General features: G+C 71.6%; 17 protein-coding genes. 10 read left to right on the top strand and 7 right to left on the bottom strand.

The window, feature by feature from the left end; all coding sequences use genetic code 11:
* Positions 1-13: 13 nt before the first annotated feature.
* From ACZ55A_RS01790 to ACZ55A_RS01810, 5 genes are all read right to left on the bottom strand, one after another.
* Positions 14-3,202 (bottom strand): efflux RND transporter permease subunit, encoded by a 3,189-nt coding sequence (locus ACZ55A_RS01790; protein WP_468831594.1) that lies wholly within the window; start codon positions 3,200-3,202, stop codon positions 14-16.
* Between the two features lie 213 nt (positions 3,203-3,415).
* Complete coding sequence (locus tag ACZ55A_RS01795; RefSeq protein WP_468831598.1) at positions 3,416-4,102, bottom strand: response regulator; 687 nt, start codon at positions 4,100-4,102, stop codon at positions 3,416-3,418.
* Complete coding sequence (locus ACZ55A_RS01800) at positions 4,099-5,403, bottom strand: sensor histidine kinase (RefSeq protein ID WP_468831601.1); 1,305 nt, start codon at positions 5,401-5,403, stop codon at positions 4,099-4,101. Before ACZ55A_RS01800 ends, ACZ55A_RS01795 begins: the two co-directional genes overlap by 4 nt.
* An 84-nt stretch (positions 5,404-5,487) precedes the next feature.
* The gene (gene pspAA, locus ACZ55A_RS01805; RefSeq protein ID WP_468831604.1) at positions 5,488-5,766 is read right to left on the bottom strand and encodes a PspA-associated protein PspAA; all 279 of its coding nucleotides are present in this window, start codon (positions 5,764-5,766) and stop codon (positions 5,488-5,490) included.
* A gap of 57 nt (positions 5,767-5,823) precedes the next feature.
* The gene (locus ACZ55A_RS01810) at positions 5,824-6,609 is read right to left on the bottom strand and encodes a PspA/IM30 family protein (protein WP_467666629.1); all 786 of its coding nucleotides are present in this window, start codon (positions 6,607-6,609) and stop codon (positions 5,824-5,826) included.
* A 276-nt stretch (positions 6,610-6,885) separates the two neighbouring features.
* On the opposite strand from ACZ55A_RS01810, the gene ACZ55A_RS01815 reads away from it, so the two are divergent.
* Positions 6,886-7,482 carry a DUF3043 domain-containing protein gene (locus ACZ55A_RS01815; RefSeq protein ID WP_468831607.1) on the top strand — a complete coding sequence of 199 codons (597 nt, stop codon included), beginning with the start codon at positions 6,886-6,888 and terminating at the stop codon, positions 7,480-7,482.
* A 61-nt stretch (positions 7,483-7,543) separates the two neighbouring features.
* Here ACZ55A_RS01815 and ACZ55A_RS01820 read toward each other — a convergent pair whose 3' ends face one another.
* Complete coding sequence (locus ACZ55A_RS01820; RefSeq protein ID WP_468831610.1) at positions 7,544-7,771, bottom strand: hypothetical protein; 228 nt, start codon at positions 7,769-7,771, stop codon at positions 7,544-7,546.
* A 284-nt stretch (positions 7,772-8,055) separates the two neighbouring features.
* Between ACZ55A_RS01820 and ACZ55A_RS01825 the strand changes: the two genes are divergently transcribed.
* From ACZ55A_RS01825 to ACZ55A_RS01845, 5 genes are all read left to right on the top strand, one after another.
* A complete protein-coding gene (locus ACZ55A_RS01825; RefSeq protein WP_468831613.1) occupies positions 8,056-9,321 on the top strand; it encodes a bifunctional adenosylcobinamide kinase/adenosylcobinamide-phosphate guanylyltransferase in 1,266 nt (421 codons plus the stop codon).
* A 62-nt stretch (positions 9,322-9,383) separates the two neighbouring features.
* On the top strand, positions 9,384-9,959 hold the full coding sequence (locus ACZ55A_RS01830; protein WP_468831616.1) for a class I SAM-dependent methyltransferase: 576 nt from the start codon (positions 9,384-9,386) through the stop codon (positions 9,957-9,959).
* Positions 9,960-9,969: 10 nt separating this feature from the next.
* Positions 9,970-11,016 carry a nicotinate-nucleotide--dimethylbenzimidazole phosphoribosyltransferase gene (gene cobT, locus ACZ55A_RS01835; protein WP_468831619.1) on the top strand — a complete coding sequence of 349 codons (1,047 nt, stop codon included), beginning with the start codon at positions 9,970-9,972 and terminating at the stop codon, positions 11,014-11,016.
* 149 nt (positions 11,017-11,165) lie between these two features.
* The gene (locus ACZ55A_RS01840) at positions 11,166-12,938 is read left to right on the top strand and encodes a phosphatidylglycerol lysyltransferase domain-containing protein (RefSeq protein WP_468831623.1); all 1,773 of its coding nucleotides are present in this window, start codon (positions 11,166-11,168) and stop codon (positions 12,936-12,938) included.
* 74 nt (positions 12,939-13,012) lie between these two features.
* Entirely contained in the window at positions 13,013-13,723 is a 711-nt protein-coding gene (locus ACZ55A_RS01845) for a hypothetical protein (RefSeq protein WP_468831626.1), read from the top strand.
* On the opposite strand, the gene ACZ55A_RS01850 is transcribed toward ACZ55A_RS01845, so the two are convergent.
* A complete protein-coding gene (locus ACZ55A_RS01850) occupies positions 13,698-14,435 on the bottom strand; it encodes a hypothetical protein (protein WP_468831629.1) in 738 nt (245 codons plus the stop codon). The genes ACZ55A_RS01845 and ACZ55A_RS01850 overlap by 26 nt on opposite strands.
* A gap of 110 nt (positions 14,436-14,545) precedes the next feature.
* Between ACZ55A_RS01850 and ACZ55A_RS01855 the strand changes: the two genes are divergently transcribed.
* The 4 genes from ACZ55A_RS01855 (at position 14,546) to sucB (ending at position 20,542) form a co-directional block, all read left to right on the top strand.
* Positions 14,546-15,340, top strand: coding sequence for an adenosylcobinamide-GDP ribazoletransferase (locus tag ACZ55A_RS01855; protein WP_468831632.1), 795 nt, complete (start codon positions 14,546-14,548; stop codon positions 15,338-15,340).
* 200 nt (positions 15,341-15,540) lie between these two features.
* A complete protein-coding gene (locus tag ACZ55A_RS01860) occupies positions 15,541-17,079 on the top strand; it encodes a leucyl aminopeptidase (protein WP_468831635.1) in 1,539 nt (512 codons plus the stop codon).
* A 324-nt stretch (positions 17,080-17,403) separates the two neighbouring features.
* The gene (lpdA, locus tag ACZ55A_RS01865; protein ID WP_468831638.1) at positions 17,404-18,792 is read left to right on the top strand and encodes a dihydrolipoyl dehydrogenase; all 1,389 of its coding nucleotides are present in this window, start codon (positions 17,404-17,406) and stop codon (positions 18,790-18,792) included.
* A gap of 52 nt (positions 18,793-18,844) precedes the next feature.
* Positions 18,845-20,542 (top strand): 2-oxoglutarate dehydrogenase, E2 component, dihydrolipoamide succinyltransferase, encoded by a 1,698-nt coding sequence (gene sucB / locus ACZ55A_RS01870; protein ID WP_468831641.1) that lies wholly within the window; start codon positions 18,845-18,847, stop codon positions 20,540-20,542.
* Positions 20,543-20,589: the final 47 nt, after the last annotated feature.

Raw genomic sequence — 20,589 nt, forward strand, 5'->3', positions numbered from 1 at the left:
GACCCGGTGGTGGTTACACGCCGGCCGGTTCCGGGGTGTGGTCGGTCTTCTTGAGGGGGGTGCCGGTCTTCTTGGCGTGTTTGGCGGCCTTCTTCTTCGTGCGGCGTTCCTTGCGGAGTTCGATCATCGCGTAGAGCGTCGGGACGAGGAGGAGGGTGAGGAGGGTGGAGGTGATCAGACCGCCGATCACGACCACCGCCAGCGGCTGGGAGATGAAGCCGCTGTTGCCGGTGAGGGAGAGGGCCATCGGGAGCAGGGCCATGATCGTGGCCAGGGCCGTCATCAGGATGGGGCGGAGGCGGTGGCGGCCGCCCTCGATGACCGCCTCGACGACGCCGTAACCCTGTGCGCGGTACTGGTTGATCAGGTCGATCAGCACGATGGCGTTGGTGACCACGATGCCGATCAGCATCAGCATGCCGATCAGTGCCGGGACGCCCAGCGGGGTGCCGGTGGCGACCAGCAGGCCGATCGCGCCGGTGGCCGCGAAGGGGATGGAGACGAGGAGGATGAGGGGCTGGATCAGGGACCGGAACGTGGCTACCAGGAGCATGAAGACGATGGCGACGGCCGCCAGCATCGCCATGCCGAGCGAGGAGAAGGCCTCGGACTGGTCCTGGGAGACGCCGCCGATCGTGGCGGTGGCGCCGTCCGGCAGCTTCAGTGCCTTGATCTCGCTCTGTAGCTTGGTGCTGACCGCGCCGGTGTTGTCGCCGGTCGGCTTGGCGGTGATGGTCGCCGAACGGGCTCCGTCGATGCGGGTCATCTGGACCGGGCCGGGCACGGTCTTGACGGTGGCGATGCTGCCGAGCTTGGCCGGGCCGGCCGGGGTCGGCACCGCCAGGTTCCTCAACTCCGCCTCGGTGGTGGCCGGGTGGGCCGCCTTGATCACGATGTCCCGCTCGGTGTCGTCCAGGACCGCCTTGCCGCTGGTGTTGCCGCGGACCGCCTGGGCGACCAGACCGCCGAGCGTGGTCTGGTTGTAACCGGCCGCGGCCGTCTTGGCGTTGGGCGTCACGGAGATCCGCGGGACGCTCTGCGAGAGGTCGCTCTGGACATCGGCGACGTGGTCGAGCCCGGCGACGGTCTTGCGTACCTGCTCGCTGGCCCTCTCCAGTACGTCGGCGTCACCGGCCTTGACGACCACACTCAGGTCCTGGTTGCCGAAGCCGCCGCCCGCGGTGATGGTGGTGTCGCCGATGGACTTGCCGAGCTTGTCGAGCGAGGCCCGCAGGTCGTCGGTGACCTTCTCGGAGTCCTCGGAGTTCCTCAGCTTGATCTGGTAGGTGGCCTGGTTGGAGCCGGTGCCGCCGCCGAAGGCCGCCATGAAGCCGGAGGAGCCGACGGTGACCTGGTAGTTGTCGATGCCGTCGGTGTCCGCGAGCAGCTTCTCGACCTTTTTGGCCTGGGTGTCGGCCGCGCCGAGGCTGGTGCCGGGCTTGAGCTCCTGCTTGACGGTGAGGGTGTCCTGGCCGTTCTGGTCGAGGAAGTTGGTCTTCAGCAGGGGACCCATGCCGAACGTACCGAGGAGGATGACGACGGCGATGACCACGCTGGTGATCCGGCGCCGGGTGGCGAAGCGCAGCACCGGCACATAGAGGCGCTGGAGGGCGCTGCGGGCCTCCTTCTCCTCCGCCTCGCGGCGCAGTGCGTCCACGGTGGTGCCCTCGGGGACCTCGGGCGCGCGCAGGAACCAGTAGGAGAGGACCGGGACGACCGTCAGCGAGACGATCAGGGAGGAGAGCAGGGCGACCGTCACCGTGAGGGAGAAGGAGCCGAAGAGGGCGCCGATCATGCCGCCGACCACACCGATCGGGAGGAAGACCGCGACCGTGGTGAGGGTGGAGGAGGTGATCGCTCCGGAGACCTCCTTGACGGCGGAGAGGATGGCCTCGCGGCGCTCCTCGCCGTAGCCCAGGTGCCGTTTGATGTTCTCCAGGACGACGATGGAGTCGTCGACGACGCGACCGATCGCGATGGTCAGCGCGCCGAGGGTGAGCATGTTGAGGGAGAGGTCACCGGTCCACAGCACGATCAGGGTGAGGACGACCGAGAGCGGGATGGAGACCGCGGTGACCAGGGTCGAGCGCAGGCTGAGCAGGAAGACCAGGATGACGATGACCGCCATCAGCAGCCCGAGCATTCCTTCGGTGGTCAGCGAGTCGATCGACTGGGAGACCGCGGGGCCCTGATCGGAGACGACCGTGACGTCGGTGCCCTTGCCCAGGTCCGCACGGATCTTGCTGAGCTTGCCCTTGACCGCGTCGGAGATGTCGACCGCGCTGCCGTCCTGATCCATCGTCACATTGACGGCGAGGCTGGGCTTGCCGTTGGTGCGGGTGAGGGAGACCGGGGTGGCCGGCTCCTCCTTGACGGTGGCGACGTCACCGAGGCGGACCGGACCGGCCGACCGCCCCTCGTCCGCTCCCGCGCCCGCGTCGCCGGCCCCCGCGCCCGGCGACGGCGCGATGCTCAGGTCCTTGATCTGTGCGACGGAGGTGAGGCCGGCGCCGACCTGGACGGTCTTGTTCCTGCCGTCCTCGGCGAAGGACCCGGCGGGCACCGACGTACCGCTGGCCTCCAGCGCCTGCCCGAGCGCCTGGGAGGTCAGCCCGGCAGCGGCAAGCTTCTTGTCGTCGGGGGTGACCGCGACGATCCGGTCCTTGACGCCGTCCACGGTGACCTGGCTGACGCCGTCGATGTTCTTCAGGTCCGGTACGACGCTGCGCTTCAGCTGGTCGGCGAGGCTCTGCTGGTCCTTGCTGCCGGAGGAGACGGCGAGGACGACGGTGGGCATGTCGTCCGTCGAGCCGGCGACCACCTGCGGATCGACGTCCTTGGGCAGCTTGGCGCGGGCGCGGTTGACCGCCTGCTGGACGTCGGCGACCAGACGCTTGGAGTCGTTGCCGTAGTCGAACTGCGCCATGATGACGCCGGAGCCCTCGCTGGACGTCGAGGTGACGCTCTTGATGCCGTCGACCGCCTGGACTCCGTCCTCCAGCGGCTCGATCACCTGCTTCTCGACGACATCGGGCGAGGCACCCTGGTACGGGGCCAGCACGGAGACCATCGGAAGTTCGATGGAGGGCAGGAGCTGCTGCTTGAGCTGGGGAATCGCGATGGCGCCGAAGGCGATCGCGACGATCGACATCAGCGCTATCAGGCCCCGTTGTACGAGGCTGAGCCGGGACAGCCAGGACATGGGTGGGGTCACTCTCTTCTGTTCTGAAGGCGGATCTGTGCGTGCGGGCGTGCTCGGAGGACGAGAACGGTCGGCGGGCCTACGCGGGCCCGACGGCAGGGGCCTTTGCGGGCCCACCTACACCTTCCGCCATGGCCGGCCCGGTTTTCCTCGCTCGCAGGTCGGTTTCCGGCCGACGCCCGTACCGCGATCGGAGTACGGGCCGCTCCACCCTTACTGCACCCGTGGGCGTACGAGCCCGGATTCATAGGCGATGACGACCAGCTGGGCGCGGTCGCGGGCGCCCAGTTTCGCCATCGCGCGGTTGACGTGCGTCTTGACCGTGAGCGGGCTGACGGCCAGTTGCTCGGCGATCTCGTCGTTGGAGAGCCCGCCGGCCACCAGCGTGAGCACCTCGCGCTCCCGGCCGGTCAGCGTCGCCAGCCGCTCCGTGCCCCGGCGGCTGGGCCCGTCGTCGCCCGAACTGCTGCCCTGGGCAAGGAACTTGGCGATCAGCCCCTTCGTCGCCGCGGGGGAGAGCAGCGCCTCGCCGGCCGCCGCGATCCGGATCGCGCTCAGCATCTCGTCCGGCTCGGCGCCCTTGCCCAGGAAGCCGCTGGCGCCGTTGCGCAGCGACTGCACCACATAGTCGTCGACCTCGAAGGTGGTCAGGATGACCACCCGGACGTCGGTGAGCTCCGGGTCCTCGCTGATCATGCGGGTCGCGGCGAGGCCGTCGACACCGGGCATCCGGATGTCCATCAGGACGACGTCGGGGCGCTCGGCCTTCGTCAGCTCGTACGCCTGGGCGCCGTCGGAGGCCTCCCCCACCACCCGCATGTCCGGCTCGGAGTCCACCAGCACCCGGAACGCGCTGCGCAGCAGGGCCTGGTCGTCGGCGAGCAGTACCTTGATCGTCATGCTGTCTCCCCCGTACGGACGGTCTGAAGCGGAAGGGTGACCCGCACCTGGAAGCCGCCGGCCGCGCGGGGGCCGGTGACGACCGTGCCGCGCAGCGCGTGGACCCGCTCGCGCATCCCGATCAGGCCGTGGCCGCCGCCGCTGTCCTCCGGCTCGCCCGGTCCGCCCTGCTCCACGGCGGGCCGGTCGCCGCCCTTCTGGCGCGGCACCCCGGCGCGGCCCGCACCGTCGTCCAGCACCGTCACCGTCAGCGCGGTCTCGGAGTGGACGATCCGGACCGTGGCGCGGGCACCCTCCCCGGCGTGCTTGTGAATGTTGGTCAGCGCCTCCTGGACCACGCGGTAGGCGGTGAGGTCGACGGAGGCGGGCAGTTGGCGGGGCTCCGGCGGGAGGTCCAGGTCGACCGGGATCCCGGCGCGGACGAAGCCCTCGACGAGCTGGTCGAGGACGCCCAGGCCGGGCGCCGGCTCGGTCGGCGCCTTGGGGTCGTCGGACTGCCGCAGCAGGCCGACCGTGGCGCGCAGTTCCTCCAGCGCCGAACGGGACGCCTCCCGGACGTGCGCCAGCGCCTGCTTGGCCTGGTCCGGACGGCTGTCCATGACGTGCGAGGCCACCCCGGCCTGGACGTTGACCAGGGCGATGTGGTGGGCGACGACATCGTGCAGTTCCCGGGCGATCCGCATGCGCTCCTCGGCGACCCGGCGGCGGGCCTCCTCCTCACGGGTGCGCTCGGCCCGCTCGGCGCGCTCGCGGATGGCGTCGACGAACGCCCGGCGGCTGCGGACCGCGTCGCCCGCGGCGGCGGCCATGCCCGTCCAGGCGAAGATGCCGATGTTCTCCTGTGCGTACCAGGGGCGGGGACCGTAGAGCATCGCGGAGGCGGTCAGCACGATGACGGTCAGCACGCCGATCCGCCAGGTCGTGGGCCGGTCCGTGCGCGACGCCAGGGTGTAGAGCGCGACCACCGCGGCGGCGGCCACCGGGGCGCGCGGATCGCTGGAGCTGGCGATCAGCTCGACGATGGTCAGACCGCCGGTGGCCGCCAGGACCGTACGGGGCAGGCGGCGGCGCAGGACCAGGGCGGAGCAGGCCAGGGCGGCGAGCACCACGGTCGTGACGGTGAGGTGGTGGGCGGCGATGCGCGGACCGTTGATGCGGTGGGGGTCGGCCACCGCGCCGAACAGGACGCATCCGAAGACGGCCACCGCCAGGACGGCGTCGAACGCGAGCGGATGCGTGCGGGGCCACTGGAAGCGGCCGGCGGCGCGCGGCGCGTCCGGACCGGGGTCGAGGAGACTCACAAGAGCAAACGGTAGCGCCCCGGTCCGATGGTGGACCGGGGCGCTGGATGCCGTATGCGCTGGAGTGGAGGTGCAGGGAGGCGGTCAGCCCGGGATGAGGCCGTCGTCGCTGAGCATCTCCCGTACCTCGGCGAGGGTGGCGTCGGGGGCCGGCAGGATCAGTTCGGACGGTTCGAGGGAGTCATCGGGAAGCGGTGTGCCCATGCGGCGCACCGCGTCCAGAAGGGCGCCGAGAGTGCGCCGGAAGCCTTCCTGGTCGCCGCTCTCCATCTCGGCGAGCAGCTCGTCGTCCAGCTTGTTGAGCTCGATGAAGTGGGCATCGTCCAGCTTCACCTGGCCCTCCCCCATGATCCGTACGATCACGACGGTCTCCCTCGGTCCGGTGCCGACGATCTCAGCGAGGTTAACCCCCGCCGGCCGTCACTGCTTGTCGAAACGCGGCTGGTCCTGCTGCGGGGAGGGCTGAGCCTGGCCCCCCTGGCCGCTCTCCAGGGCCTGCTTGCCGGCCGACGGGCCGCCCGCGAGCTCGGCCTTCATCCGCTGCAACTCCAGCTCGACATCGCTGCCGCCGGACAGCCGGTCCAGCTCGGCGGTGATGTCGTCCTTGGCCATGCCGGACGGGTCGTCCAGCGCGCCCGACGCCATCAGCTCGTCGATGGCACCGGCCCTGGCCTGGAGCTGCGCGGTCTTGTCCTCCGCACGCTGGATCGCCAGGCCGACGTCGCCCATCTCCTCGGAGATACCGGAGAAGGCCTCGCCGATCCGGGTCTGGGCCTGGGCAGCCGTGTACGTGGCCTTGATCGTCTCCTTCTTCGTACGGAAGGCGTCGACCTTGGCCTGCAACCGCTGCGCGGCGAGCGTGAGCTTCTCCTCCTCGCCCTGGAGCGTCTGGTGCTGCGTCTCCAGGTCAGTGACCTGCTGTTGCAGCGCGCTGCGCCGGGTCAGCGCCTCGCGGGCCAGGTCCTCGCGGCCGAGCGCCAGCGCCTTGCGGCCCTGGTCCTCCAGCTTGGCGGACTGGCCCTGGAGCTGGTTGAGCTGCAACTCCAGGCGCTTGCGGGAGGTCGCCACGTCGGCGACGCCGCGGCGTACCTTCTGAAGCAGCTCCAGCTGCTTCTGGTACGAGTAGTCGAGGGTCTCGCGCGGGTCTTCGGCCCGGTCCAGGGCCTTGTTGGCCTTCGCGCGGAAGATCATCCCCATCCGCTTCATGACACCATCGCTCATGGGCCTCGCGCGCCCCCTTCTGACCGAGTTGCCTCGGGCTTAGGCTCCAGCACATCTACAGACCCCACAGTACGGGCCCTGGTTCCATTACCGCACTGTTCGCGCCCGGATGCGCTCCTCCTCCAGGACGATCGCGCAGCGCATCTTCTCCCCTGCAAGGAGTAGGGACCCTCCGGACTCCGGTGCCGGGCGGCCGCCGTTGCCGGATCGTTCCCCGTCGGACCCTGTCCCATCCGCGCCGAGCACGTACCCTTGGGTGTTGTGTTCCGAAGCCGTTCGAAGGATGAGCAGGCCGCGACCGCCAAGGTGACCGCGGACCAGCCCCAGCAGCCCCGCGATCCGCAGGCCCCCAAGGGCCGCCCGACGCCCAAGCGCAGCGATGCCCAGTCGCAGCGCCGGTCCCGTGCGCATACGCCGACCAACCGCAAGGACGCCGCCAAGGCCCAGCGGGAGGCGCGCCGCGCCGACCTGGCCCGTCAGCGCGAGGCGCTGGCGAGCGGCGACGAGCGGTATCTGCCGGCGCGTGACAAGGGACCGGTGCGCCGGTTCGCGCGGGACTACGTCGACTCGCGCTGGTGCATCGCGGAGTTCTTCCTGCCGATGGCCGTGGTGATCCTGGTGCTCACCATGATCAGGGTCCCGGCGCTCCAGAACATCGCGCTGATGCTGTGGCTCGTGATCATCGTGCTGATCGTGCTGGACTCGATCATGATCTGGTTCCGCCTGGGCAAGCGGCTCCAGGAGAAGTTCCCGAACGAGAACCTCAAGGGCGTGAAGGCGTACGCGGTGATGCGGACGCTTCAGCTGCGGCGACTGCGGCTGCCCAAGCCCCAGGTCAAGCGCGGCGAGCGGCCGTAGGTTCCGCTGTGGTGCCGGGCCGGGTCCGTTCCGTACGGACCCGGCCCGCTGCCGTTCCGGCTCAGGCGTCCGCGTCCGCCTCGGTCTCCGCGTGCAGGCTCATCGGCCCCGCGTAGACCTCCTTGCCGTCCTCGAAGAGGCGGACCTGGTCGACGCCTCCTTCGAGGAGGGCCTTCCACTCCTCACCGATCCAGGACTCGGCATCCCCCTGCGTGGTGAACTCTTCCGGTTCCACGGCCGGCGCCGTCTCCGTACCGTCGGCCTTCTCGAACCGCCACGTCCACGCCATCTGCGCCTCCTGGATCCCACCGAGTACGTGTCTGTGCCACCGCGGACCGCGTCGGGACGCACTCCGCCGTGCCGTGCTTCCGTGCTGATCGGCAGCCTAACGGCCGTGTTGCCGTGCGTCGTGGTGTGCCGGGGCGGAGCCGTTGGTGGTTGCGGTCCCGATCCTGGTGGTTTCGCTCCCGGCCCTGTCCACCCCGCCATACGGGAACATGCCGTACCGGATTGGCCGTGTCGAGAGGTGCCCCCGCCGCGCTCACCGGAACGGGACGCGGGAAACTCGGCGGTGTGGACGTGACTCTCCTCGGCACCGGGGCCCCGCTCGGGCTGCCGCGCCCCAGCTGCCCGTGTGCCTCCTGTGCGACCGCCGTCGGGAATGAGGCGCGGGCGGCGACCGCGCTGCTGGTCGACGGTGCGCTGCTGATCGATCTGACGCCGGGCCCGGCCTTCGCGGCCGCCCGTGCCGGGCAGTCGCTGACGGGCGTACGGCAGGTGCTGCTCTCCCATCCGCACGACGGGCCGGCGATGGAGGTGCCGGCCGGCCTGCCCACCCCGGGGCGGGTCGCCGACGGGCGGGAGCTGGCGCTGCTCGACGGGCACCGGGTGCGCGCCCTCGCGGTGGACATCCCCGGAACCGGCTATGAGATCTCCGGCCCCGGGGGCGAGCGGCTGCTGTATCTGCCGCCGGGCGCGGCACCGGCCGGGCTCGGGGAGAGCAGCGCGGCCGCCGGCCGCTCCGGTGCCCGCACCGGGGGCGCGGGTGACGGCAACGGCCCGTACGACCTGGTGCTGCTCGACGTACTGGACCGGCCGGACGCGCTGGCGCGGCTGCGGGCGAGCGGGGCGGTGGACGCGGCGACGGATGTGGTGGCGGTGCACATCGACCACGGGGTGCCGCCGGGGCCCGAGCTGCACCGCAGGCTGGCGGCGGTGGGCGCCCGCGCGGTGGCGGACGGCAGCTCGCTGGTGGTCGGTGAGTACCACGCGGTGCCGGATCTGCCGCGCCGCACGCTGGTGCTGGGCGGGGCGCGCAGCGGGAAGTCGGCGGAGGCGGAGCGGCGGCTCGCGGCCTTCCCGGACGTGGTCTACGTGGCGACCGGCGGCACACGGGACGGCGACGAGGAGTGGGCGGAGCGGATCGCGCTGCACCGCGAGCGGCGGCCGAACAGCTGGCGCACCGTGGAGACCTGCAATCTGGTGCCGCTTCTGGAGTCGGGCGGGCCGGACACCGACGAGTCACCGTTGCTGATCGACTGTCTGGCGCTGTGGCTGACGCATGTCATGGACGAGGTCGGGGCGTGGGACGACGCGACCTGGGAGGCCGGTGGCCGGCGGGCGCTGCGGGAGCGGGCCGATGCGCTGGTGGCGGCGGTGCGGGCGACGCACCGGCCGGTGGTGGCGGTCAGTAACGAGGTCGGCTCGGGCGTCGTCCCGGCGACCGCGGCCGGGCGCCGGTTCCGCGACGAACTGGGGCGGCTGAACGCGGCGTTCGGCGCGGAGTGCGAGCAGCTGCTGCTGGTCGTCGCGGGCCAGGCGCTTGCGCTGCGTGGATGACGTAGGGCGGACGCGGCCCGTGTCCGCTTGCCCGGGGGCGCGGCGGCGGGTGCTCTTGACCCGTGACCGGAACCGAGCTGACCGAGCGTCTCGATGCGGCGGTGCGCGCCTACGTGGCGGAGCATCCGGAGGCGACGGTGGTCGCGCTCGGCGAGGGGCTGGGCACCGGCTTCTGGCGGCTGGACAACGGGCGGCTCAACTGGCTGACGGTGCAGCCGCCCGAGGCCGCCGCGCTGCGCCGGATGCTGCTGCCGGACGACGCCCGGCGGCACACGCTCGCCTGTGCGGTGGACGATGAGCGCTGGCTGGACGCGGTGCCGGACCCACGGCGCGGGGTCGTCGTCCTGGCGCACGGGGCGCTCGGCCGGCTGACGCCGGCGCGGCTGCGGGGGCTGCCGGCGGTGTGCGCACAGCGGTTTCCCGGTGGTGCGCTGGTCTTTGACGCACCGCCATGGTGGGCGGGCTTCCTCGCCAAGGCGCCTTCGGGCGTCGAGTCCGTACGTGCCCGCAGGCCGGCCGGGCTCCGGCACCGGCTGCCGCTGCTGCGGGCGCTGACGCCGGTGGTGTGGGAGGTCCGGTTCCGGGCCCGGGGACGGACGCCCGGCAACCCCGCCGCATGCCGAACGCATTGCCGGTAATCTGCGCCCAATGAGCGCCCTGAACCTCGATGACTTCGCCGACCTGATCGAACGCCCCGATGGCGGGGTGCGCCGTGACGCCGAGGAGCGGCGGGCGCGGCTGGCCGTGCCGCCGGGGGCGCTCGGCCGGCTCGACGAGCTGGGCGAGTGGCTGGCCGGTGCGCAGGCGCAGGTGCCGGTGCGGCCCGTCGAGCGGCCGCGGGTGCTGCTGTTCGCGGGCGATCACGGGGTGGCGGAGCTGGGGGTGTCGGCCCGGCCGGCCGGCGGCACCAGGGATCTCGTACGGGCCGTGCTGGACGGTGCGAGCCCGGCCGCGGTGCTGGCTCGCCGTGCGGGGGCGCAGCTGCGCGTGGTGGACATGGCGGTCGACTGCGACCCCGAGGAGCTGCCCGAGGAGGTCACCCGCCACCGGGTGCGGCGCGGCTGCGGCCGGATCGACATCGAGGACGCGCTGACGGCCGAGGAGGCCGAGGCGGCGTTCCGGGCCGGGATGGCGCTCGCGGACGAGGAGGCGGACGCCGGCACCGATCTGGTGGTGCTGGGCGATCTGAGCGTCGGCGGTACGACGGCGGCGAGCACCCTGATCGCCGCGCTGTGCGGGACGGACGCCTCGGTGGTCACCGGCCGGGGCGGGGCCCGGATCGACGATCTGGCCTGGATGCGCAAGTGCGCGGCGATCCGGGACGCGCTGCGCCGGGCCCGCCCGGTGCTCGGCGATCAGCTGGAGCTGCTGGCGACGGTCGGCGGGGCGGATCTGACCGCGATGACCGGCTTTCTGTTGCAGAGCGCGGTGCGCAGGACGCCGGTGATCCTGGACGGGGTGGTTTCGGCGGCCTGTGCGCTGGTGGCGCAGCGGGTGGCGTTCCGGGCGCCGGACTGGTGGCTGGCCGGTCAGGCGAGCGGTGAGCCGGCCCAGGCCAAGGCGCTGGACCGGATCGCACTCAACCCTCTCCTCGACCACGGCGTCACTGCTGGGGAGGGGACGGGGGCGCTGCTCGCCCTGCCACTGGTGCAGGCGGCCGCGGCCCTGGCGGCAGAACTGCCCGTACGCGACTGATGCGTCGCCGGCCGACCGGGGCCGGCGACCGCAGAAAGTGAGCGGACGAGCGCTCCGGAGCCGGGGCGCCGACTGCTTCATGCCCGTACCGGACGACCGGCGGCGCCCCATAAGATCGCGCTTTACACGTTTTTTATGGGAGACATCGCTTGAGTCGGGACGAAGGTCATGACGACCGCCCCCGCGGTCGCTGGTCACAGCGTGGTGCCGCGTTCGGCATCTGGTATTTGCGCACGGTCACGTTCATCAATCTGCTGAGCGCGGTATCGGTGTCATTCGGCAATGACATCCGCCGGCACAACATAGCGGAGTACTTCACTCCGTATTTGCTGACGGCGGGTTTCGCCTCCGCCGCCTTTTCGCTTTTCCTGTCGGTCACCCTGCGCCGCCGTAAGCGGGCGGCCTGGATCCTCAATCTGGTGCTGTCCGGGCTGCTTGCGCTGCTGTTCGCGTTTGCGCTGGTGGCCGCACCGGAGTTCCGCGGGCATGTGCAGAACTGGGTGTCGCTGGTGCTGACGGCGCTGTTCGCCGTCGCGCTGGTGGTCGGGCGCCGGGAGTTCTACGCGAAGGGCGACCGCTCGAACCCGAAGCTGGCGGCGGCGGTCGCGGCCGGCGGGCTGCTGGTCACCTCGCTGCTCGCGGCGCTGCTGGTGACCGTCGCCAACACCGCGGACGCCCCCTCGACGTTCGTACAGCGCTGGCGCTACGGGCTGATGCGGCTGGTGTCGCTGGCCGCCGACGACCAGCACTTCCCCGGGATCGACACCCCGAACTGGGTCAACGTCACGATCAATGTGCTGAGCGCGCTGCTGCTGGTGGCCGTGCTGTGGGCGGCGTTCCGCTCCGTACGCAGCACCGAGGCGATCACCGAGGACGACGAGGAGCGGCTGCGCGGCCTGCTCGCCCGGCACGGCGACCGCGATTCGCTGGGGTACTTCGCGCTGCGCCGGGACAAGAGCGTGCTGTTCTCCCCCAGCGGCAAGGCGGCGGTCACCTACCGCGTGGTGGGCGGGGTGTCACTGGCCTCCGGCGATCCGCTGGGCGACCCCGAGGCCTGGCCGGGGGCGATCGAGGTATGGCTGGCGGAGGCCCGGGAGCACGGCTGGGCGCCGGCCGTGATGGGCGCCAGCGAGGAGGGCGGCACGATCTACGCCCGGCACGGTCTGGACGCGCTGGAGCTCGGCGACGAAGCGATCGTGGAGACCGCGGAGTTCACCCTCGACGGCCGGGCGATGCGCACCGTGCGGCAGGCCTACAACCGCATCAAGCGGGCCGGCTACACGGTCCGGATCCGGCGGCACGAGGACATCCCCGCGGAGGAGATGGACCGGCTGCTGCGGCTGGCCGACGACTGGCGCGACGGGGAGACCGAGCGCGGCTTCTCGATGGCGCTGGGCCGGCTCGGTGATCCCGGGGACGGGCGTTGCGTGATGCTGGAGTGCCGGGACGGCGGCGACGGGGAGGAAACCGGCGAGCTGCGGGCGCTGCTCAGTTTCGTCCCGTGGGGCGAGAAGGGCCTTTCGCTGGATCTGATGCGGCGCGACCGCAACTCCGAGAACGGGCTGATGGAGTTCATGGTCCTGGAGCTGATCCAGCGCGCGAAAGAGGTGGAGATCACTCAGCTCTCACTGAACTTCGCGATGTTCCGTTCCGTCTTCGAACGTGGATCGCGACTCGGCGCGGGCCCGGTGCTGCGCCTGTGGCGCTCACTGCTCAGTTTCTTCTCGAGGTGGTGGCAGATCGAATCGCTCTATCGCGCCAATGCGAAATACCGTCCGATCTGGGAGCCCCGGTACCTGCTCTTCGAGAAGAGCACGGATTTGCTGCGGATCGGAATCGCCGCCGCCCGTGCGGAAGGCTTTCTGGAAGCACCTGGTCTGCCCAAGTGGCTGAACCGCAAGCACCTGGAGAATGTGAGATGAGCTCGGCTGGGGCGGGGCGGGGGGATGTCCCCGCGCCGGGACGCGGGAACGTACCCGCGCCGGGACGGGGGGCGATGCCCGCCCTGCGCCGCGCCGCGCGTGCCGAGTGGGGCCCGCTCCTGAGGCCGGTCCGGTCCGCGCTGACCGCTGCGAAGCTCCGGGCGATTCCGGCGACGCTCAGCGCGGTCTGTCTGACCCTCGTCTTCCAGTTGGTGCAGAACCAGGCCTGGGGCTATCGGACGATCCAGAACATCGGCTCCGTACAGGCCTGGGAGCATCTGTGGCTGGCGCTGCTGCGCACCCCGCTGTCGCTGTTCGTGCCCGCCCTGGACCTCCCGGTGTGGGGCGCCCTGGCCCAGATCCTGATCGTCTTCGGGATCGCCGAGATCTGCGTGGGCTGGCGGCAGATGCTGCTGGTCGCCTACCTGGCCACGCTCGCCGGGACGATGTACGCGCGGATCGGCATCTGGATCGGCCCGCAGAGCCCCCTCGGCCTGCCCGACTCGGACAAGTACGTCATCGACACCGGTCCTTCGGCGGCCGTGGTGGGGCTGGCGGTGTTCGTCTGCTGGCGCTACCGGGCGTGGTTCACCGGGGCGCTGGTGGTGCTGGCGATGGTCGTCGAGGTGGTCTTCATCAAGAACAACCTGGCGGGCAAGGAGCACATAGCGGCGATACTGGCGGTGCTGACGGTGTGCGGGCTGTGGGAGGTGTTCCGGCCGGCCAAGCCGCGCGATGCGCAGCGCGCGGGGCAGCGGCTCAGCGGCTGGGGGCGCCTCCGATGAGGTGCTCGACCCTGCGGCGCAGGACCGACCAGCGTAGGTCGTGACGGTAGGCGCGGACCTGGGCACGGGCCCGCGCCTTCGGCCGTCTGCGGTAGAGACGCCTGGCCCAGGGCGAGTTGGGCCGGGCCAGCCGGATCGCGCCGAAGAGCGCGACGAACGGCACGAACACCCCGATGACCGCCATCCGGGCCTTCCCCTTGAGCAGCGCGATGAGCGCGAAGAGGAAGTTGACGGCCACGGTCCGCACGACCGTGAAGCGGTCGTCCGTCTCGTCCGGACTCAGTTCATTGACGCCGAACGGCAGAAAGCCGCCGAGGACCAGGGCGACCAGCGCGACGGTGAGGATGACGGCCTCGACGCTCTTGGTCCCCTCCTCGGTCCAGTAGACATCGTCGAGATGCAGGATCAGCGCGAACTCGTCCAGCACCAGCCCGACGCCCATCCCGAAGAGCACCGACGCGACCCCTGCGCCGAAGCCGCGCCGGTCACCGGCGAGCGCGATGAAGCCGCCGACGACCATCAGCACCACGCCGGGCACGACATGGTGGATGTGGAGGCCGCCCGGGCTGACGTTCCGGAACGGGCCCTTGCCCGCGCGGATGAGCCGGGTGATGGACCGGGTCACGAGGAAGGTCAGCACGAAGGAGGCCAGGGAGAGCAGCAGTGGCAGCTTCCCCGGCTCGACGATGTTGCGGTACCACCAGTGCCCCATGCCGCCCGCTCCCGTCACGTGAGACGTATGACATACCGGCACCATTAGGCCCTCTCCGGGCGTTCCGGGGCGGCAGGCGAACCCGGCGGACGCCCGGATAGCCTGCCGCGGTGAACGCCACCCCCGCTCCCCCGGCCCCCTCCGACGCCCTGCGCTTCGCGTTCGGGACGCTGACCGTGCTGCCGGTACGGGTCACCCGCTGGGACCGCGACGCGGCACGCGGCGGAATGCTCTGTGCGCCGCTGGCCGGGCTGGTGGTGGGGCTGTGCGCGGCGGCGCTCGGCGGGGCGCTGCTGCTGCTCGGCGGCGGTCCGCTGCTCGCCGCCGTGGCATCGGCCGCGGTGCCCGCCGCGCTCACCCGCGGGCTGCATCTCGACGGGCTCGCCGACACCGCCGACGGGCTGGGCAGCGGCAAGCCGGCCGAGGACGCGCTGCGCATCATGAAGCAGTCCGACATCGGCCCGTTCGGGGTCATCACGCTGCTGTTCACCCTGCTGGCCCAAGTGGCCGCGCTGGCCGGGCTGTACGCCGGGGGCTGGGCGTACGGCGCGCTCGGGGCGGTGGTCGCGGCGGTCACCGCGCGCGGTGCGCTGACCCTGGCCTCCCGTACGGGGGTGCCGGCGGCCCGCCCTGAGGGGCTGGGCGCGGCGGTCGCGGGCACCGTCCCGGTCCGGGCGGCGCTGCTGTGCGGGGCGCTGGTGGCGGCCGGGTGCGCGGGCGCGGGCGCCGCCTTCGGTGCGTACGGCGCGCTGCACGCCGGGTGCGCGGCGCTGCTCGGACTGGGCGCCGGCGAACTGCTGCTGGGGCACTGCCGGCGGCGCTTCGGCGGGGTGACGGGGGATGTGTTCGGCGCGCTGGCCGAGGCCGCGGGGCTGGTGGCACTGCTCGCACTGACACTCGGCTGAACGCCCACCCCCTGCCAACTCCCCCGCTTTCATGGTGAGTTCGACCCTTTTGCGGCTGTGTGCCGGTGCCCCGCAACGGACCCGCGGGTAACCGGTAATCCAGCACGCCGGGCCTCGCCGCGCCGCCGCGCGTAGGCTCGGGCGCAGCAGCGCCCAAGGCGCAAAGACGGATTCCCGGACGGAACAGGACTCTCATCACCGTGACTGCACTGACCCTCAGTACTTCTTCCGCCGCAACGGTGCGTGCGGATGCCGTCGTCGTCGGCGTGGCCAAGGGCGCCAAGGGCGTCGTCGTCGCCCCCGGCGCGGAGGCCGTGGACAAGGCCTTCGGCGGCAAGCTCACCGGTGTGCTGGAGACCCTCGGCGCGAGTGGTGCCGAGGGCGAGGTGACCAAGCTGCCCGCCGCGGACGGCCTCAAGGCGCCGGTCGTGCTGGCGGTCGGCCTGGGCGACGCCCCGGCCAAGGGCGAGGCCTACGACAACGAGGCGCTGCGGCGCGCCGCGGGCAGCGCCGCCCGTGCGCTGGCCGGCAGCAAGAAGGCCGGCTTCGCCCTGCCGGTCGAGGACGCCGAGGCGGCCGCCGCGGTGAGCGAGGGCGCGCTGCTCGGTGCGTACGCCTTCACCGCTTACCGCAGCAACGGGAACGGCAAGGGCAAGGGCAAGAAGAACGACGCCGCGTCGCAGCCGCTGGCGGAGGTCGCGCTCCTCGGCGGCAAGCCGCGCGACAAGGAGTTCAAGGCCGCCGCCGAGCGCTCCCTGACGCTGGCCGCGGAGATCAACCGCGCCCGCGATCTGATCAACATGCCCTCCAACGACCTCGACCCGAAGTCCTTCGCCGCCCAGGCGCAGGCCGCGGCCAAGGAGTTCGGGCTCAAGGTCGAGGTGCTGGACGAGAAGGCGCTCAAGAAGGGCGGCTACGGCGGTCTGCTGGGCGTCGGTCAGGGCTCGGAGGCCCCGCCGCGGCTGGTGCGGATCGCGCACACGCACGCCAAGGCGACCAAGACCCTGGCACTGGTCGGCAAGGGCATCACGTACGACTCGGGCGGTATCTCCCTCAAGCCGGCCGGCCACAACGAGACCATGAAGTGCGACATGAGCGGTGCCGCCGCGGTCTTCGCCGCGGTCGTGGCCGCCGCCCGGCTCGGCCTGGAGGTCAATGTCACCGGCTGGCTGGCGCTCGCCGAGAACATGCCGTCCGGTTCCGCCACCCGTCCCGGTGACGTGCTGACCATGTACAGCGGCAAGACCGTCGAGGTGCTCAACACCGACGCCGAGGGCCGGCTCGTGCTGGCCGACGCGCTGACCCGGGCCTCGGAGGAGTCGCCGGACGCGATCGTGGACGTCGCCACGCTGACCGGTGCGATGGTGCTGGCCCTCGGCCACCGCCACTTCGGGATCATGGCGAACGACGACGCCTTCCGCACCTCGATCCACGAGATCGCGGAGGAGGTCGGCGAGCAGTCCTGGCCCATGCCGATGCCGTCCCACCTGCGCAAGGGCATGGACTCCCCGGTCGCCGACATCGCCAACATGGGCGAGCGGATGGGCGGCGGCCTGGTGGCCGGGCTCTTCCTGAAGGAGTTCATCGGCGAGGGCATCACCTGGGCGCACCTGGACATCGCGGGCCCGGCCTTCCACGAGGGCTCGCCGTGGGGCTACACCCCCAAGGGCGGTACGGGATCCGCGGTGCGCACCCTGGTGCGCCTCGCCGAGCGGACCGCGGCGGGCGACCTCGGCTGACGGCCGCCCCGGGGAATTTCCTCCCCCCTGACCGCATTGCCCCTACGGCCCCGCGCGTACCAGCCCGGGGCCGTAGGCGCGCGGCGGTCCGTTCGCCCACAACGAAATCAGTACGTGTGTACGCCCCAGTAACCCCCTTGAGGCGGCCGATCAGCCGTCCAGAGTCCGGCCCGCCGTCCCGGCTTCGTTGAACAAGTGCGAAGATGGGTTCCCGGCAGGACAGGGCCCCCCTTACCCAGGGCCGAAACATAAAGCGGCCGAACAACAGCCGCGGTCCGGTCATCGAGGACCGGTTCCGGCGCACCCATGCATGGAGGACGTGACGTGGCGAACGACGCCAGCACCGTTTTCGACCTAGTGATCCTCGGTGGCGGCAGCGGCGGTTACGCCGCTGCTCTGCGCGGGGCGCAGCTGGGCCTGGACGTCGCCCTGATCGAGAAGGGCAAGGTCGGCGGCACCTGCCTGCACAACGGCTGCATCCCCACGAAGGCTCTGCTGCACGCCGGTGAGATCGCCGACCAGGCTCGCGAGAGCGAGCAGTTCGGTGTCAAGGCCACTTTCGAGGGCATTGACATCGAGGCGGTCCACAAGTACAAGGACGAGGTCATCTCGGGCCTGTACAAGGGGCTCCAGGGCCTGATCGCCTCGCGCAAGGTGACGTACATCGAGGGTGAGGGCCGGCTGTCCTCCCCGACCTCCGTCGACGTCAACGGCCAGCGCGTCCAGGGCCGGCACGTCCTGCTGGCGACCGGCTCCGTGCCGAAGTCGCTGCCGGGCCTGGAGATCGACGGCAACCGCATCATCTCCTCGGACCACGCGCTCAAGCTGGACCGGGTGCCGAAGTCGGCGATCGTCCTGGGCGGCGGCGTGATCGGCGTCGAGTTCGCCTCGGCGTGGAAGTCCTTCGGCACCGACGTCACCATCGTCGAGGGCCTCAAGCACCTCGTCCCGGTCGAGGACGAGAACAGCTCCAAGCTGCTGGAGCGGGCCTTCCGCAAGCGGGGCATCAAGTTCAACCTCGGCACCTTCTTCGACAAGGCCGAGTACACCGCCGACGGCGTCAAGGTCACCCTCGCCGACGGCAAGACCTTCGAGGCCGAGGTGCTGCTGGTCGCGATCGGCCGTGGGCCGGTCTCGGCGGGCCTGGGCTACGAGGAGCAGGGCGTCGCGATGGACCGCGGCTACGTCCTGGTCGACGAGTACATGCAGACCAACGTGCCGACCATCTCGGCGGTCGGTGACCTCGTTCCCACCCTCCAGCTCGCGCACGTCGGCTTCGCCGAGGGCATGCTGGTGGCGGAGCGGCTGGCCGGTCTGAACGTCGTGCCGATCGACTACGACGGCGTGCCGCGCGTCACGTACTGCCACCCCGAGGTCGCCTCGGTCGGTATCACCGAGGCCAAGGCCAAGGAGCTGTACGGTGCCGACAAGGTCGTCGCTCTGAAGTACAACCTCGCGGGCAACGGCAAGAGCAAGATCCTGAAGACCACGGGCGAGATCAAGCTCGTCCAGGTCAAGGACGGTGCCGTGGTCGGCGTCCACATGGTCGGTGACCGTATGGGCGAGCAGGTCGGTGAGGCCCAGCTGGTCTACAACTGGGAGGCCCTGCCGGCCGAGGTTGCGCAGCTCGTACACGCGCACCCGACGCAGAACGAGGCGCTCGGCGAGGCCCACCTGGCCCTGGCCGGCAAGCCTCTCCACTCCCACGACTGACCCCAGTCCGGGCGCGACCACATCCCGCAATTCGTAAGGAGCAACCGAAACCATGGCGGTTTCCGTAACCCTGCCGGCGCTCGGCGAGAGCGTCACCGAGGGCACCGTCACTCGCTGGCTGAAGGCCGAGGGTGAGCGCGTCGAGGCCGACGAGCCCCTGCTGGAGGTGTCGACCGACAAGGTCGACACCGAGATCCCGGCCCCGGCCTCCGGCGTCCTGACGGCCATCAAGGTGGCCGAGGACGAGACCGTGGAGGTCGGCGCCGAGCTGGCCGTCATCGACGACGGCACGGGCGCCCCGGCGGCCGCGCCGGCCCCGGCCGCCCAGCCGCAGCCCGAGCCCACCCCGGCTCCGGCCGCTGCCCCCGCCCCCGCTGCCGCCCCCGCCGGCGCTGCCGAGGGCACCGACGTCGTCCTTCCCGCGCTCGGCGAGAGCGTCACCGAGGGCACCGTCACCCGTTGGCTGAAGGAGGTCGGCGAGGAGGTCCAGGCGGACGAGCCGCTGCTGGAGGTCTCCACCGACAAGGTCGACACCGAGATCCCGGCCCCGGCCTCCGGCGTGCTGCTGGAGATCGTCGTCGGTGAGGACGAGACCGCCGAGGTCGGCGCCAAGCTCGCCGTCATCGGCGCCGCGGGTGCCGCTCCGGCCGCTGCCCCGGCTCCGGCCGCCCCGGCCCCCGCCGCCGCTCCGGCGCCCGCCCCGGCTCCGGCTCCGGCCGCCGCTGCCCCGGCGCCCGCCGCTCCGGCCGCCCCGGCTCCGGCCCCCGCGCCGGCTCCGGCCCCGGCCGCTCCGGCGCCTGTCACCCCGGCTCCGGCCGCCGGTGAGGGCGAGGGCGCGTACGTCACTCCGCTGGTGCGCAAGCTCGCCGCGGAGAACGGCGTCAACCTGGCCACGGTCAAGGGCACCGGCGTCGGTGGCCGCATCCGCAAGCAGGACGTCATCGCCGCCGCCGAGGCCGCCAAGGCCGCGGCCGCGCCGGCCGCCGCCGCCCCCGCCGCCAAGGCTCCGGCGCTGGAGGTCTCCCCGCTGCGCGGTCAGACCGTCAAGATGCCGCGCATCCGCAAGGCCATCGGCGACAACATGATGAAGGCCCTGCACGGCCAGGCGCAGCTGACCTCCGTGGTCGAGGTGGACATCACCGCGATCATGCGGATGCGCAACAAGGCCAAGGACGCCTTCGCGCAGCGTGAGGGCGTCAAGCTCTCCCCGATGCCGTTCTTCGTGAAGGCCGCCGTCCAGGCGCTGAAGGCCCACCCGGTCGTCAACGCCCGGATCAACGAGGACGAGGGCACCATCACCTACTTCGACACCGAGAACGTCGGTATCGCGGTGGACTCGGAGAAGGGCCTGATGACCCCGGTCATCAAGGACGCCGGTGACCTCAACATCGCCGGTATCGCCCGCAAGACGGCGGACCTGGCGGGCAAGGTCCGCGCGAACAAGATCACGCCGGACGAGCTGTCCGGTGCGACCTTCACCATCAGCAACACCGGTTCGCGCGGCGCCCTGTTCGACACCGTCATCGTGCCCCCGAACCAGGTCGGCATCCTGGGCATCGGCGCGACCGTCAAGCGCCCGGTGGTCATCAACCACCCGGACCTCGGCGAGACCATCGCGGTGCGCGACATGACCTACCTCGCGCTCTCCTACGACCACCGTCTGGTGGACGGCGCCGACGCCGCCCGCTACCTGACCACGGTCAAGCAGATCCTGGAGGCCGCCGAGTTCGAGACCGAGATCGGTCTCTGAGTCCCGGCAGCCATCCGGTAGTCGTGTAGCAGGGGGCCGGCCCCGGT

The organism is Streptomyces sp. NPDC034111, assembly GCF_055575375.1.